Raw genomic sequence first — 13,421 nt, forward strand, 5'->3', positions numbered from 1 at the left:
GAGATGTGGACCAGTCCATTCTCCTGGCGCGGCGGCAATCGCGTCGCCGTGCTGGAGAACGGCGAGGAGTTCTTCGCCCGCGTGTTCGCCGCGATCGATGACGCGCAGCGCGAGGTGTTGATCGAAACCTTCATCCTGTTCGAAGACAAGATCGGGATGGAGCTGCAGCGGCGGCTGATCGCGGCCGCCCGGCGCGGCGTGAAGGTGGAAGTCACCGTCGATGGTTTCGGCTCGCCACAGTTCTCGACGGAATTCCTGAGCGCGCTCAGCGAGGCCGGCGTGAAGCTGCGCGTGTTCGATCCGCAGCCTCGCTGGCTGGGCATGCGCCTGAACCTGTTCCGGCGCATGCATCGCAAGCTGGTGGTGGCGGACGAGCGTGTGGCTCTGGTGGGCGGAATCAACTACTCCGCCGACCACGTGATGGACTTCGGTGCCGAGGCGAAGCAGGACTACGCGGTGGTGATCGAAGGCCCCGTAGTCGCCGACATCCATTCCTTTCTGCGCGTGGCCATGGGCCCACCCGGAACCGGTGAAGCGTGGCGACCGTCGCGCGGGACGGTGGAATCCGCACCGAGAGGTAGCGCCGAGGTGATGTTCGCCGTGCGTGACAACCACCGGTATTCCAGGAGCATCGAGCGCGAATATCGTCGCGCGATCCGTGCCGCCCGCGAGGAAATCGTGATCGCCAACGCCTACTTCTTCCCCGGCTACGGCTTCCTGCGCGACCTGCGCCATGCCGCCAAGCGCGGCGTGAAGGTCTCGCTGATCTTCCAGGGCGAACCGGATACCAAGGTGGCGCTGGCCGCGGCACGATCGCTGTATCGGCATCTGGTCGATGCCGGGGTGAGGGTCTTCGAATACTGCGAGCGCCCGTTCCACGGCAAGATCGCGGCGATCGACGACGGCTGGGCGACGGTGGGCTCGAGCAATCTCGATCCGCTGAGCCTGTCGCTGAACCTGGAGGCCAATGTCTTCATCCGCGACCGGGAATTCGTCGCCGACCTGCGCGCGCGCCTCGGCGATCTGATGCAAAGCCATTGCCATCCGGTGGATCCGGTCAGCGTGCCGCGCGGACGCTTCTGGCAGGTGCTGGCGCGACCATTGCTGTTCCATTGCCTGCGTCGCTTTCCCACATGGGCGGGCTGGATGCCCGCACATACGCAGCGCATCGCCCTGGCGAAACCGTCTTCCTCCAACAGCGAGCCGCAGCGATGAAACACCGGCATCCGCGCCTTTACCGGCTGTGGCGCGCCGCGCTGTGGATCTTTCCGGTCGTCGTACTCGCGCTGCTGGCGCGCGCGGCGCGCGCCATCGATTGGCCCCAGGTCCGCGAAACCCTGGCCGATTACGACATCGCCATCCTGCTAGTGGCTGGCATGCTGACGACCGCGAGCTATCTGGTTTATTCCACCTACGATGTCGCGGCGCGCCGCTACGCGCACCACACGGTGTCGACCCGCCGGGTGATGCTCATCACCGGCATTGCCTATGCGTTCGCCCTCAACATCGGCGCGCTGATCGGTGGCACTGGCGCCCGCTTCCGCATGTATGCCCGTGAAGGCCTGGGCGTGGCGACGATCAGCCGGATCGTCGCCTTCAGTGCGAGCAGCAACTGGCTGGGCTATCTGCTGCTGGCTGGCGCGCTGTTCGCCAGCGGCACCATCACGATGCCTGCGCGCTGGGCATCAGCGGTCGACTCGGTGCAAATGCTGGGCATTGCGATGATCGTGGCGGCCCTGGCTTATCTTGTCGCCTGCCACCGCTTGCACGACCACGTCTACCACGTGCGCCGGCACCACTTCCGTCTGCCTTCACTGCGATTGGCCCTGGTGCAGTTCGCACTGTCGATGCTGAACTGGTCGCTGATGGCCGCGATCATCTTCGTGCTGTTGCCGGCACCCGTCGATTATCCGACCGTGCTCGGCGCGTGCCTGTTCGCCGCCATTGCCACCGCACTGGTGCACGTTCCGGCCGGACTGGGCGTGCTCGAAGCGGTGTTCGTTGCCGCATTCGCGCAACGCGTGCCGGCCCCGCAGGTGCTGGCGGCGCTGCTGGCCTATCGCGCGATCTATTACCTGGCACCGCTCGCGGTCGCGGTGGTGCTCTATCTGGTGTTCGAAACTCGCCGCAGCACATCGGACGTCGCGTCACAGGCACAGTCGCCGCAATCCTGAGCCGTGCGCCTTTTGTAGAGCGGAGCTTGCTCCGCTGCTTCTGCGAGCGTGCTTCATAGCGCAAGCCTGCTCGGCGCGCTTTTGCTTGTCAGGAAGGGCGCACCGCGCAGGCGCGGCGCTGCCTCGTCTTTGTAGAGCGGAGCTTGCTCCGCTGCCTTTGCAGGCCAGCCCGAGAAGAGCAGCGGAGCAAGCTCCGCTCTACAAGGCAGAAGCAAGGGGCAGGCTCGGCCTTGCCTCAAGCAAACTTCGCACCCTGCGCCGCCAGCAGCTCGCGCAGGATCGAGCGGTGGCAGTGCGATTCGTCCTCGCAGTAACAGCCGACCGAAAAATCGGTGTGCTGCGACAGCGCCGCCAGCAGCGCGATGGCGTGACTGCTTTCCGGCGTGGCCATCTCGGCGCGGTACTTGCGCACGAAGGCGTTCCATTGCGCCGGCGTTTCCGCGGCCTGCGCTTGCTTCATGGTTTCCAGGCTCGGCGCTAGGTTGGGAAACCAGACGTCGTACCAGTTCTCCGACGCGAACTTCTCCCTGGGCACGCCGCGCGGCGGTCTGCGCACGGTGCCGATGCGCAGGCCTTCGCCCTGGGCACGTGGGGTTCCGAGGCGGACGACGCGTACGGCCATGACCAGTCTTCGCTCAGCGGATCTCGAAACCGTCGTAGTCGATCTCTTCCTCGGTCTCGATCCGCTCCAGCTCGTCGACGTGCGCCAATTCAGGACCGAAGCGTAGCCACTGCGCCAGCTGTTCGACGGCATCGTCATCGCCGGCCGCCAGTACTTCGACGCGTCCGTCGGTGAGATTTCGCGCGAAGCCGCGCAGGTTCAGCGCGACCGCCTGATCGCGGGCGCTGGCGCGGAACCACACACCCTGCACCTTGCCACCGATGAGGAAACGCACGGCTTTCATGACACTGCTCCCGGCTTGCTGCAATCGATTGTGTTCAACCGGCCTTGGGTTTGGGTCCGCCCGCCGCGGCAATCGCGCCTTCGATATCCGCGGCGCTGATCGGCGCCATGAACTTCTTCACCAGCTTGCCGTCGGGTCCGATCAGATAGGTCGTCGGCAAGCCACGCGGGGTGGCGAAGGCCTTGGGCGGATCGAAGGTGTCGACGATCGCGATCGGGAATACCACCGGGTGCTCCTGGAGGAACGCGCGGATGTCCTTCGGATCGGTGTCGTCATACGCCAGACCGAGCACCTCGATGTGATCGCGCATGGCATCCAGTGCAGACAGGTCGGGCATTTCGGTTACACACGGCTTGCACCAGGTCGCCCAGAAATTCACCACCACCCATTTGCCGCGGTGCTGGGCCAGATCGTACGCCTTGCCGTCGAGGGTGGTGACCTGCAGGGTCGGGAACTCGGCATCGGTCGTCGCGGCCTGCGCAACGGCCGGCTGTTCCGCGGGAGCCGGTGCCGGCGTAGTCGCGACCGGCGGCGCGGCCTGCTCCGGCGTGGGCGCCTGCGCGGGCTTGCACGCGGCGAGCATCAGCGCGGAGGTAAGCGGCAGCAGGGCGAGCGAACGCAGACGCATCGAATCAATCCTCGTTATCGGCATGAATGGTGGAAACACGGCGTTTGAGCAGGTCGCGCAGCGGCAGGCGCAGTTCGTCCATCGCAGCGACCGCGGCGTGCCCCAGCGAATCCTCGCGGCACGGCAGATGCGCTTCGGCGATCGGGATGCGCAGCTGACAGGCTTCGTAGAGCTCGGCCATGCTGAGTTCGTCCAGATCGCGCGCCAGCAGCCACTCGCCGTCTTCGGCACGCCGCACCACGTTGATCTCGCACAGTTGCGCGAGCATCTGCTGCACCAGACCGTCGGTGAGCATGGGTTCCATATGCTGGATCTGATCGCTGTGCAGGCCGCGGCCCCGCTTGCGCGCTTCGTTGAAGCGGGCCAGCAGTCGGATCAGGCCGTACATCTCGTAGCCCACCGGCAGGCGCATCGCGACGGGCTGGTAACGGAAGGCGGAAATCGCCGACGCGAACGACGCGCCCAGCAACACCGAGACCCAGCTGAAATAGATCCACAGCAGCAGAATTGGTGCGGCGGCCAGCGCGCCGTAGATCTTCGAGTAGGAACCGAAGCTGCCCAGGTACAGGCTCAGGCCCCACTTCACCACTTCGAACACAGCCGTCGCGAGCAGAGCGCCGGCGATGGCATGGCGCCATTGAATAGTGCGGTGCGGGACGACCTTGTAGATTGCGGCAATGGCGACGAACTCGATCGCCATCGGAGCCACCCGCAGCAGCATCTCCTGCAGGATGCTGCCGGCGGTGGTCCGGAACACCGACATCGCGAAGAACTTCGCCGAGATGGCCAGGCTCGCCGCGGCCATCAACGCACCCAGCGTGAACACCGTCCAATAGACCAGGAAGCGGCTGAACTTGGGCCGGGCCGACTTCACCCGCCAGATGCGGTTGAACGCGGTCTCGATGCCGTTGAGCGTGATCAGCAGCGACAGCACCAGGCCGATCACGCCGGCGGCGGTAAGCGTGCTGGCATTCTCGGAGAACTTGCGCAGCTCCGACTCGACCGAACGCGCCGCAGAGGGGACGAAGTTGGCGAAAACGTAATCGCTGAGCTGGTTGCTCCACTCGCCGAACACCGGAAACGCCGCCAGCACGCCGAACACCACCGTGGACAGCGGCACAAGCGCGAACACGGTGGTGTAGGACAGCGCACCCGCGGCCTCGAACAGGCGATCGGCGAGGAATCGCTTGCCAAGGAAGCGGAAGAACGTCTTGATCCGCGCGCGATCGCGTATGCGGTCCATCCAGCGATTGAGGGAATCGAGCGGCTCCATGCGGCGGAGGGTAACCGATGCGACGGGGAGGTTTGCTGATGATGACGCTGCGCTGTGTACGCTGCGCGCTTTTACCCCTCCCTTGCGCGCAGCGCAGGGGGTGAGGAGCAACGTTTGCGCGCCACTGGCGCGCATTGCGACGAACGCCATCGGGCCATGCCCGATGGCCGGCTGGTTGGGAGGGGGTGCTTTTGCCTTTGCTGTTGCTGGCTAATCGCTGAAAACAGCAACGACAAAGGCAAAAGCACCCCTCCCCGGCCCTCCCTGCCCGTCGGCATAGCCGACGGGCGTTCGTCCAAGCACGCGCCAGTGGCGCGTAAACGCTCCGCCTCACTGCCTTCGGCGAAAAGGAGGGAGAACAGCCACGCAGACTGCTATGCCGTGAAAAACCATCGCACGCTGTTACGCTTTCGCCCTGATTCCAGGAACCCCAAGCAATGCCCGAGATCCTTGTCCTCTACTACAGCCGCGGTGGCTCCGTGGCACGCTTGGCGCGACTGATCGCGCGCGGCATCGAGGAGGTCGACGGCATGCAGGCCCGTCTGCGCACGGTGCCACCGGTCGCGGCGGTGACCCAGCAGGCAGCGCCACCGGTCCCCGAGGACGGTGCGCCCTACGTGGACAAGCAGGATCTGGTCGACTGCGTCGGCCTGGCGATCGGCAGCCCGACCCGCTTCGGCAACATGGCCGCACCGATGAAGCATTTCATCGACGGCCTGGGCAGCGAGTGGGCCAGCGGCACGCTGGTGGGCAAACCGGCGGCGGTTTTCACTTCAACGTCGACCATGCACGGCGGCAACGAGGCCACGCTGCTGTCGATGCAGGTACCGTTGCTGCATCACGGCTGCGTGCTGGTCGGCATTCCCTATACCGAAGCCGCACTCAATACGACGCGCAGCGGCGGCACGCCCTATGGCGCCAGCCACGTCTCCGGCCTGCAGGACGATCCGCAGCCCAGCGACGAGGAAGCCGCTCTGGCTCGCGCGCTCGGCCGCCGCCTTGCCATGATCGCTTCGAGGCTCGCATGAACGTATTTTCCGGCTCCCTCGCCCGTCGCGTGCTGATCGTTGCGCTGATCGCGCTTACCGGCGTGTATCTGATGTGGTTCGGCGGTACGACCTCGGCGTTGGCGGCGCTGCTGGTGTTCGCGCTGCCGGCGGCAGTGTTGGCGATGGCGGCGCTGCGCGGCTGGCGCCTGGCCGGCTTCTGGGCCGGGGTGCTGGCGCTGGGCTGGTTCAGCCACGGGGTCATGGTGGCGTACACCCGACCGCCGGAGCGTCTGTTTGCCACGCTGGAGGTCGTGCTGGCGCTGGCGATCGTGTTTGCGGCCAGTCTTCCGGGGCTGAAGGCAAGGTTCTCGAAGCCGAAAGCATAGGAGCCCCCTGGCCAGGCGAACCCGCTTTGTAGAGCGGAGCTTGCTCCGCTGCCTTGCGGGTCAGCGGCCGAAGAGCAGCGGAGCAAGCTCCGCTCTACAAAGCCAATAGCCTGGGCTGTAGCGATATCGGCATTTAGGGTTGATGGCGGGCGGGCCTACAATTGGCCCCCCTGCCCCACAGCACCGCATTCCCATGGACCAGCTCTGCGTCGTCACCACCGGCGGCACGATCGACAAGATCTACTTCGACGACAAGTCCGACTACCAGATCGGCGAACCGCAGATCGGCAGCATCCTGCGCGAGCTCGGCGTGGCCTTCCAGTTCAACGTGATCCCGATCATTCGCAAGGACTCGCTCCACATCAGTGCAGAAGACCGCGAACTGATCCGCGCCGCCATCGCCGCGCAGCCGGCGAAGCACGTGCTGGTCACGCACGGCACCGACACCATGGTGGAAACCGCCAAGGTGCTGGCCTCGCTCACCGACAAGACCATCGTGCTCACCGGCGCGCTGAGCCCGGCGCGCTTCCGCGGCTCGGATGCGGAATTCAACGTCGGTTGCGCGGTCGGTGCGGTGCAGTCGCTGCCGCCGGGCGTGTACATCGCGATGAACGGCCGCGTGTGGGATCCGTCGAAGGTGCGCAAGAACGTGGCGGCCAATCGCTTCGAAGCGATCTGAGGCAACGCTGAAGAATCCCAAATCGTCATCCCGGCGCAAGCCGGAGGCGCTTTACAGCAGCCGAAGGCTGATCATCCAGCTCCTGCTGTTGCTTTCGTAGTTGCGGAGTGGCGCCAAAGGCTGGATCCCGGCTTGCGCCGGGATGACGAAAGAACTTGGGCATGACCGGCTGCGCCTTTCCTGCCACCGCATCGCGGCTGCCTCGGCAGCCGCGATGCGTTTGGGACCTCAGTAATTCACCGTCACGGTATTCGAGCATTCCGCGGTACCGGCATTGCAGACCTTGTAGGTGAAGCTGCCGCTCTTGCGCACGCGGACGCTATCCGTGTAGCTGCCGTCATTCGCGGTGGTGGCAATGACGCTCGCATCGCGATAGACGTCGACGTTCGTACCGCTGCCGTTGCTCCAGCCCAAGTTGACGGTCAGCGTGCTCTTTACTCGGCTGCTCGTCGCCGCCAGCGAGGTCGGCGGTGTGCCACCGCCACCGCCGCCACCCGCTTCGCGACCATCGATGAACTGCACGCCGGTGTTCGTCGGATCCAGCCAGGTGCTAAGGCGCGAGGCATTGGCGCCGCCACCGGCCCATGACACTGACAAGCGGCCGTAGTAGTCGCTCTTGTCGCTGGCCGTGCACGAGGACGGCCCGCCGTGCAGCTGGCCGATCACGCGCTTCTCCGGCGAATACAGCGGCGAACCGGAAGATCCCGGCTCCGTAACCCCGATTCCCGGCGTCCAGAACACATGGATGTGCGTGCCATCGCCGGGCACGTTGGCATTGTTGTAGCTGGTGGTCGTCGTATTGGTGTACGAGTGGCTGATGCGCTTTTCCGCCACGTTGGGATGGTGGATGCCGGTCGCACTGGTGAAATCGGTGGAGCGGCGATCCCAGCCCGCGAGATACAGCCCGTACGCCGCCGGCGCGGGATCGTCGAGCTCGACCAGGGTGAAGTCCGAGTTCGCATAACCGGCGCGGAACAGCGAACCGGTGAGGAACTGGTTGAGCGTGCCGTCGCCGTCCTGGCCGTTCTGCGCACTGCCGACCACGCGGCAGGTGGAGTTCTGGTAATTCCAGTACGTCACCAGCGAGGCGGCATTGCTGCTGTTGATGCCGCAGTGGTTGGCGGTGAGGAACAGCAGCTTGCCGTCGCCCGCGGTGTTATTCACCAGACTGCCGGTGCAGAACAGGCTGCCGCCAGTGGAAATCACCGCCACCGAGCGGATCTGCTCGCGGTGGTTGTCGCCTTCAGGGCATACCGTGTCGACATTGCAGCTGCCCGAGGTGCCTTCCGGTGTCACCTTCAGTTCGCGCGCGAGATTGCCGAAGCCGCGATAGTCGTGACCCACAGTACCAAGCCGTAATTTCAATTCGCCGACCTTGGCGCGCGGCACCACGACTTCGATCACCGCCTGGCTGCCCGGCACGACCGGTGTCCACAGCTGTCCGTGCTCTTCGTTGTCCGCCGCGGTGAACGCACGCACCAGGCCCATGTCGACGTCAACATCATTGCGCGTCAGTCCGGCCGGGTAGATCAGCATCCGCCCGCCCTGCGGCATGTGGTATTCGCTGAAGCCGAAATTGAGCGACAGCGCACCGTGCGATTGCACGCGCAGACGCCAGACCATGTGGTCGGCATCGAGCGCTTCCCAACGACCGGCGTTCTGCGGCGTCAGGTCCACGGCCATCGGTTGCGCGAAACGCGGCGGTAGGTCGCGGGCTTCACGCTGCACGTCTTCGGTATGCAAACGGGTGACGTCGACGGCCGGCATGATGCGCTGGTCGACGGTGTCGAGACTACCGAGCGGATGATCGAACGCGGCGGGACGCGCGGCACCCGCCGCGTGGGCAACACCAATCGAAAGGACAGCCAGCGCGATCGAACAAGCGAGTCGTTTCATCGTTTACTCCTTCCCTTGAGTGAAAAAGCCAGGCCCCGCCCCGCAAAGCGGGACGAGGCCTGGCGCGGCCCTGCTATGGATCAGAACGTGATGCTCCAGCTGTTGATGTAGCCGGTATCCAGGTTGGCGTTGTCGTTGACGCGCAGCTTCCAGGTTCCGTTCAACGCCTCGGTCGACAGATTCACGTTGTAGGTCTGGTTGATGTTGTCGGCGCTGCCGCCGCTGTGGTTGTGCAGCGTGTAGATGCTGCCGTCCGGCGCGACCAGGTCGACCTTCAGGTCACCGATGTAGGTGTGCACGATGTTCACCGCGACCGGCGTGCTCGCGGGCGCATTGCCGCTGCGACCGGAGACGGTGATCGGGCTTTCCACCGTGCTGTTGTCGTTGATCGGATAGTCGGTGGTGTTGCTGTAGGTCTGGCCGCCGCCGGTGGTGTAGCTGCCGGTGAGGCTCAGCCCCGAGAACGCCGCATAGCCATTGATCAGCACGTGATAGGTGCCTGCCTGTGCGATGGTGATGTTGCAGGTTTCGGCATTGGTGCTGCCCCACGAACGGCAGTCGTAACTGCTGGTGGTCGGCGCGGAACCGAACTTCACGTACAGGTCCGCATCCCCGCTGCCGCCGCTGGTGACGAACTTCAGGTTGGTCGCGCCGGCGGGCACGTTCATGGTCCAGAACTGCTGGCTTCCGGCCGCGCCCGAGATGCTGCCCACTGGTACGCCATTGGTCAGCACGTTGCCGCCGCTACCGACGGTGACGCTGGACGTCTTGGTGTTGGTCGCACCGCCGTTGTCGGTAACCGTCAGGCTGACGGTGTAGTTTCCGGCCGCCGCGTAGGTGTGGCTCGGGTTGGTCGCGGTGGATGTGCCGCCGTCGCCGAAGTTCCAGCTGCGCGACACGATCGTGCCGTCGCTGTCGGTGGAGCTGTCGGTGAAGTTCACCGTCAGGCTGCTGGTGGTGAAGCTGAAGTTCGCGATCGGCGCGACGTTGCCGCCGCCACCGAACAGCGAATACAGCAGTTTGTTCGGCGAACCCGTGCCCGGACTGGTGACCTTGTTGGGCGTGGCGTTGTTGGTGAGCGCCGCGGTGACCTGGCTCGGCGTCGCACTCGGATTGACCGCGAGATACAGCGCGGCGACACCGGCCACGTGCGGCGAGGCCATCGACGTGCCGCTGATGGTGTTGCTGGCGGTGTCACCGGTATTCCACGACGAGGTGATCGAGGAGCCAGGCCCGAAGATGTCGAGGCAGGTGCCGTAGTTGGAGAACGATGAACGCGCATCCGAACTCGTCGTCGAACCGACCGTGATCGCCGAAGCCGCACGCGCAGGCGAGTAATTGCAGGCGTCGGAATTGTCGTTGCCGGCCGCGACGGCGATCGTGACGCCCGCGTTGGTCAGACGCTGGACCGCGTCATCGAGCGACTGCGAAGCGCCACCGCCCAGACTCATGTTGGCGACGGCCGGCAGCGCGCGGTTGTTGGCGACCCAGTCCATGCCCGCGATCACGCCCGAGTCGCTGCCCGAGCCATTGCAGTCGAGCACGCGCACCGGATGCAGGGTCACGCCCTTGGCCACACCCCAGGTCGTGCCGCCGACGGTGCCGGCGACATGCGTGCCGTGCCCGTGGCAATCCGTAGCGTTGCCGCCACTGGTGACGGCGTCGAAGCCGTTGCCCACGCGTCCGCTGAACTCGCTGTGGGTCAGGCGCATACCTGTGTCGATGATGTAGGCGTGCACGCCGGACGCGGTGGTGTCGTAGGTGTAGGTGGTGCTCAGCGGCAAGTCGCGCTGGTCGATGCGGTCGATGCCCCAGGTGGCGTTGTTCTGCGTGGCGGAGACGTGTACCTCGCCATCTTCTTCGACGTAGGCAACGGCCGGGTCGGCAACCAGCCGGGCGAGCGCCGCATCCGAGGCGTGCACGACGAAGCCGCGCAGCACGGTGTTGTAGCTGTGTTTGAGCGTGGCGCCATGACGGCGCGCCAGGGTGCCGGCCATGCTGGCGACGGACGGACGCCCGGAATGTTCCTGGGACAAGGCGGCCGCCTCGTCTTTCAGGACGACGATGTATTGGCCGCGTACGGGATGGTCGTTGGTGCGGAACTCACCCGCGGCCGCGGTGCCGGCCAGCACGAGCGAAGTAGCGACGAACAAAGCATGCAAGCGTGGATTCCTTTTCACGTTCAGACCCTCGACTGTGATGGATGACAGGAGGACGGCGCAGCCCATTCGCCGCCGTTGTGCTTGCTTCGATTGCCCCTGCGCCTGAGCGCCCGTCGGACGCCTCCCTCATCGGCGCACGTGCCGCAGCTCATGCCGACGGCCGGCAGACGCTAGCGCAGCGAGGTTCAGCCGCCGTGAAGACGGCTCGCGCCCCGCTCCTGGCGTGGTTGCGGGCCCCAGAAAGAACAACCCCGGCCTGAGCCGGGGTTGTGGGTAGTGCCGATCGGAATGAACCGGATCGATTAGAACGTGATGCTCCAGCTGTCGATCTTGCCGGTGTCGGCATTGGCGTTGTCGTTCACGCGCAGCTTCCACGTGCCGTTGAGCGCCTCGGTCGACAGGTTCAGCGTGACCGTCTTGTTGATGTTGTCGGTGCTCGAGCCGGTGTGGTTATGGATGTTGTAGAGCGAACCATCCGGCGCCACCAGGTCGACCTTCAGATCGCCGATGTAGGTATGCACGATAGCGACGGTGACCGATGCATTGGTCGGAGCATTGCCCGTGCGGCCGGAGACCGTGATCGGGCTGTCGACCGTGGCGTTGTCGTTGATCGCGTAGTCGGTGGTGTTGGTGTAGGTCTGCACGCCACCCGTCGAGACGGTGACCGACTGGGTCTTGGTGTTGGTCGCACCACCGTTGTCGGTGACCGTGAGCGTGACGGTGTAGGTACCCGCGGCGGTGTAGGTCTTGCTCGGGTTGGTGGCCGTCGAGGTGGTGCCGTCACCGAAGTTCCACGAACGCGAGGCGATGGTGCCGTCGCTGTCGGTCGAGCTGTCGGTGAAGTTCGCGGTCAGTCCCGAGGTGGCGACGCTGAAGTTGGCCACCGGCGCGGTGTTGCCGCCCGTGCTGCTGTCGAGGCCATCGAGCGTCATTGCACCAGTAGCGGACGGATCCAGCCAGTTGCTCAGGCGCGTCGCGTTGGTGCCGCCGCCCGCCCAGGACATCGACAAACGACCGTAGTAGTCGCTGCGATTGGCGCCGGTAGCGCTGCACGACGACGGACCACCATGCAGCTGGCCGATGATGCGGTTCTGCGGCGAGAACAGCGGCGAGCCCGACGAACCGCCTTCGGTGATGCCACCCGTGGCCTGCCAGAACACATGGATGTGGCTGCCGTTACCCGGCACCGAGGGGTTGTTGTAGCTGGTGGTCGTGGTCGCGGCAGTAGCAATGCTGATCCGTTTTTCCGCTACCGCCGGATGATGGATACCGATCGCGCCGGAGAAGTCACCGGTGCTGCGATCCCAACCGCTCCAGTACAGGTTGTAGGCCGGATTCGCGGCGGTATCGAGTTCGAGCAGGGTGAAGTCGGACGTCGCCGACGTCGCGCGGAACTGCGCACCGCTCTGGTTCTGGTCGAGACGGCCATCGCCCACGCCGCCGCTGGCGGCGCTGCCCGGGGTGCGGCAGAAGGTGTTCTGGAAGTTCCAGTACACCACGATGCTCGCCGCATCCGCCGCCGTGTTCATCGAGCAGTGATTGGCGGTGAGGAAGTACATCTTGCGGTTGTTGGCGCTGTTGTTGATCAGCGAACCGCTGCAGTAGTCGACGCCAGCGCGCGTGTACGCGCCCACGCCACGGATCTGATCGCGATGACCATCGCCATCCGGACAGGCCACGTCGACGTTGCAGGCACCGGAGGTGTCGCCGCCGATCTTGTCGTCCTTGGCGACATTCAGGAAGCCGAGGTAGTCGTGGTTGACCTTGCTCAGGCGCAGCTTGAATTCGCCAACCTTGGCGCGCGGCACCACGGCTTCGATCACGGCTTCGCTGCCCGGAATGATCGCGGTCCACAGCTGACCGCCCGCCTTGTTGTCGGCGGCGGTGTACTCGTTGAGCGTACGGAAGTCGTTCGTCGACTGCTGCGCCGGATACACCAGCAGATGGCCGCCGGCAGGCATGTGGTACTGGCTGAAGCCGAAGTTGAGCGACTTCGCGCCCTTCGAGGCAACGCGCAGGCGCCAGACCATGTTGTCGGCGTCGAGTTCTTCCCAATCGCCGGCGTCCAGCGGGGTCATGTTGACCGACAGCGCCTTGGCGAAGCGACGCGGGCCGATGTGGCCGAGATTGCGTGCGTCTTCGGCCCGGAGCGCGGCGACATTCACCGCCGGCATCTGCCGCAGTTCGACACCACTCAGGTGCGAGAGCTTGGCGTGGCCGAACGAAGCCGGACGATGCGCGCCCGGTGCTGCGTTAGCGGTGCCGATCGACGCGGCGCCAACGGATAGAGCCAACAACAGTGCAGTGCTGAGCTTTCTGTTCACGGTTC

Annotated in this window: 12 protein-coding genes; 5 read left to right on the forward strand and 7 right to left on the reverse strand. The window is 65.3% G+C overall.

All coding sequences use genetic code 11. From position 1 onward, the window contains the following. Positions 1-3 precede the first annotated feature (3 nt). Together clsB and ACYVGK_RS17180 are read left to right on the forward strand one after the other, a co-directional pair. Positions 4-1,215, forward strand: a complete 1,212-nt coding sequence (gene clsB, locus ACYVGK_RS17175; RefSeq protein ID WP_460735932.1) for a cardiolipin synthase ClsB — start codon at positions 4-6, stop codon at positions 1,213-1,215. Further along, a complete protein-coding gene (locus tag ACYVGK_RS17180) occupies positions 1,212-2,174 on the forward strand; it encodes a lysylphosphatidylglycerol synthase domain-containing protein (RefSeq protein WP_460735934.1) in 963 nt (320 codons plus the stop codon). Before clsB ends, ACYVGK_RS17180 begins: the two co-directional genes overlap by 4 nt. A gap of 235 nt (positions 2,175-2,409) precedes the next feature. On the opposite strand, the gene ACYVGK_RS17185 is transcribed toward ACYVGK_RS17180, so the two are convergent. From ACYVGK_RS17185 to ACYVGK_RS17200, 4 genes are read right to left on the reverse strand one after another with little or no spacing between them, the layout of a single operon-like run. Then, positions 2,410-2,796 carry a DUF488 domain-containing protein gene (locus tag ACYVGK_RS17185; RefSeq protein ID WP_460735936.1) on the reverse strand — a complete coding sequence of 129 codons (387 nt, stop codon included), beginning with the start codon at positions 2,794-2,796 and terminating at the stop codon, positions 2,410-2,412. Positions 2,797-2,809: 13 nt separating this feature from the next. Next, the gene (locus ACYVGK_RS17190; RefSeq protein WP_460735938.1) at positions 2,810-3,079 is read right to left on the reverse strand and encodes an acylphosphatase; all 270 of its coding nucleotides are present in this window, start codon (positions 3,077-3,079) and stop codon (positions 2,810-2,812) included. Positions 3,080-3,113: 34 nt separating this feature from the next. After that, entirely contained in the window at positions 3,114-3,707 is a 594-nt protein-coding gene (locus ACYVGK_RS17195) for a TlpA family protein disulfide reductase (protein WP_460735940.1), read from the reverse strand. Between the two features lie 4 nt (positions 3,708-3,711). Further along, positions 3,712-4,980, reverse strand: a complete 1,269-nt coding sequence (locus ACYVGK_RS17200) for a YihY family inner membrane protein (RefSeq protein ID WP_460735941.1) — start codon at positions 4,978-4,980, stop codon at positions 3,712-3,714. Between the two features lie 437 nt (positions 4,981-5,417). On the opposite strand from ACYVGK_RS17200, the gene wrbA reads away from it, so the two are divergent. From wrbA to ACYVGK_RS17215, 3 genes are all read left to right on the forward strand, one after another. Next, positions 5,418-6,008: an NAD(P)H:quinone oxidoreductase gene (wrbA, locus tag ACYVGK_RS17205; protein ID WP_460735942.1), complete on the forward strand. Its 591-nt coding sequence runs from the start codon at positions 5,418-5,420 to the stop codon at positions 6,006-6,008. Next, on the forward strand, positions 6,005-6,355 hold the full coding sequence (locus tag ACYVGK_RS17210) for a DUF2069 domain-containing protein (protein WP_460735944.1): 351 nt from the start codon (positions 6,005-6,007) through the stop codon (positions 6,353-6,355). The genes wrbA and ACYVGK_RS17210 overlap by 4 nt, the downstream gene beginning before the upstream one ends. A gap of 193 nt (positions 6,356-6,548) precedes the next feature. Further along, positions 6,549-7,034: an asparaginase domain-containing protein gene (locus tag ACYVGK_RS17215; protein ID WP_460735946.1), complete on the forward strand. Its 486-nt coding sequence runs from the start codon at positions 6,549-6,551 to the stop codon at positions 7,032-7,034. Between the two features lie 228 nt (positions 7,035-7,262). Here the strand turns inward: ACYVGK_RS17215 and ACYVGK_RS17220 are convergent, their stop codons facing one another. The 3 genes from ACYVGK_RS17220 to ACYVGK_RS17230 all read right to left on the reverse strand — a co-directional run bounded on the left by ACYVGK_RS17220 (position 7,263) and on the right by ACYVGK_RS17230 (position 13,416). Beyond that, positions 7,263-8,930, reverse strand: a complete 1,668-nt coding sequence (locus tag ACYVGK_RS17220; protein ID WP_460735948.1) for a trypsin-like serine peptidase — start codon at positions 8,928-8,930, stop codon at positions 7,263-7,265. An 80-nt stretch (positions 8,931-9,010) separates the two neighbouring features. Next, complete coding sequence (locus ACYVGK_RS17225) at positions 9,011-11,092, reverse strand: S8 family peptidase (RefSeq protein WP_460735950.1); 2,082 nt, start codon at positions 11,090-11,092, stop codon at positions 9,011-9,013. A 302-nt stretch (positions 11,093-11,394) separates the two neighbouring features. Further along, the gene (locus ACYVGK_RS17230) at positions 11,395-13,416 is read right to left on the reverse strand and encodes a proprotein convertase P-domain-containing protein (RefSeq protein WP_460735952.1); all 2,022 of its coding nucleotides are present in this window, start codon (positions 13,414-13,416) and stop codon (positions 11,395-11,397) included. Between the last annotated feature and the right edge of the window lie 5 nt (positions 13,417-13,421).

Source organism: Lysobacter tyrosinilyticus (genome assembly GCF_054779815.1).

Coding starts and splice junctions, on each gene's coding strand:
- clsB (WP_460735932.1), top strand. CDS start 4: ATGTGGACCAGTCCATTCTCCTGGCGCGGCGGCAATCGCGTCGCCGTG.
- ACYVGK_RS17180 (WP_460735934.1), top strand. CDS start 1,212: ATGAAACACCGGCATCCGCGCCTTTACCGGCTGTGGCGCGCCGCGCTG.
- ACYVGK_RS17185 (WP_460735936.1), bottom strand. CDS start 2,796: ATGGCCGTACGCGTCGTCCGCCTCGGAACCCCACGTGCCCAGGGCGAA.
- ACYVGK_RS17190 (WP_460735938.1), bottom strand. CDS start 3,079: ATGAAAGCCGTGCGTTTCCTCATCGGTGGCAAGGTGCAGGGTGTGTGG.
- ACYVGK_RS17195 (WP_460735940.1), bottom strand. CDS start 3,707: ATGCGTCTGCGTTCGCTCGCCCTGCTGCCGCTTACCTCCGCGCTGATG.
- ACYVGK_RS17200 (WP_460735941.1), bottom strand. CDS start 4,980: ATGGAGCCGCTCGATTCCCTCAATCGCTGGATGGACCGCATACGCGAT.
- wrbA (WP_460735942.1), top strand. CDS start 5,418: ATGCCCGAGATCCTTGTCCTCTACTACAGCCGCGGTGGCTCCGTGGCA.
- ACYVGK_RS17210 (WP_460735944.1), top strand. CDS start 6,005: ATGAACGTATTTTCCGGCTCCCTCGCCCGTCGCGTGCTGATCGTTGCG.
- ACYVGK_RS17215 (WP_460735946.1), top strand. CDS start 6,549: ATGGACCAGCTCTGCGTCGTCACCACCGGCGGCACGATCGACAAGATC.
- ACYVGK_RS17220 (WP_460735948.1), bottom strand. CDS start 8,930: ATGAAACGACTCGCTTGTTCGATCGCGCTGGCTGTCCTTTCGATTGGT.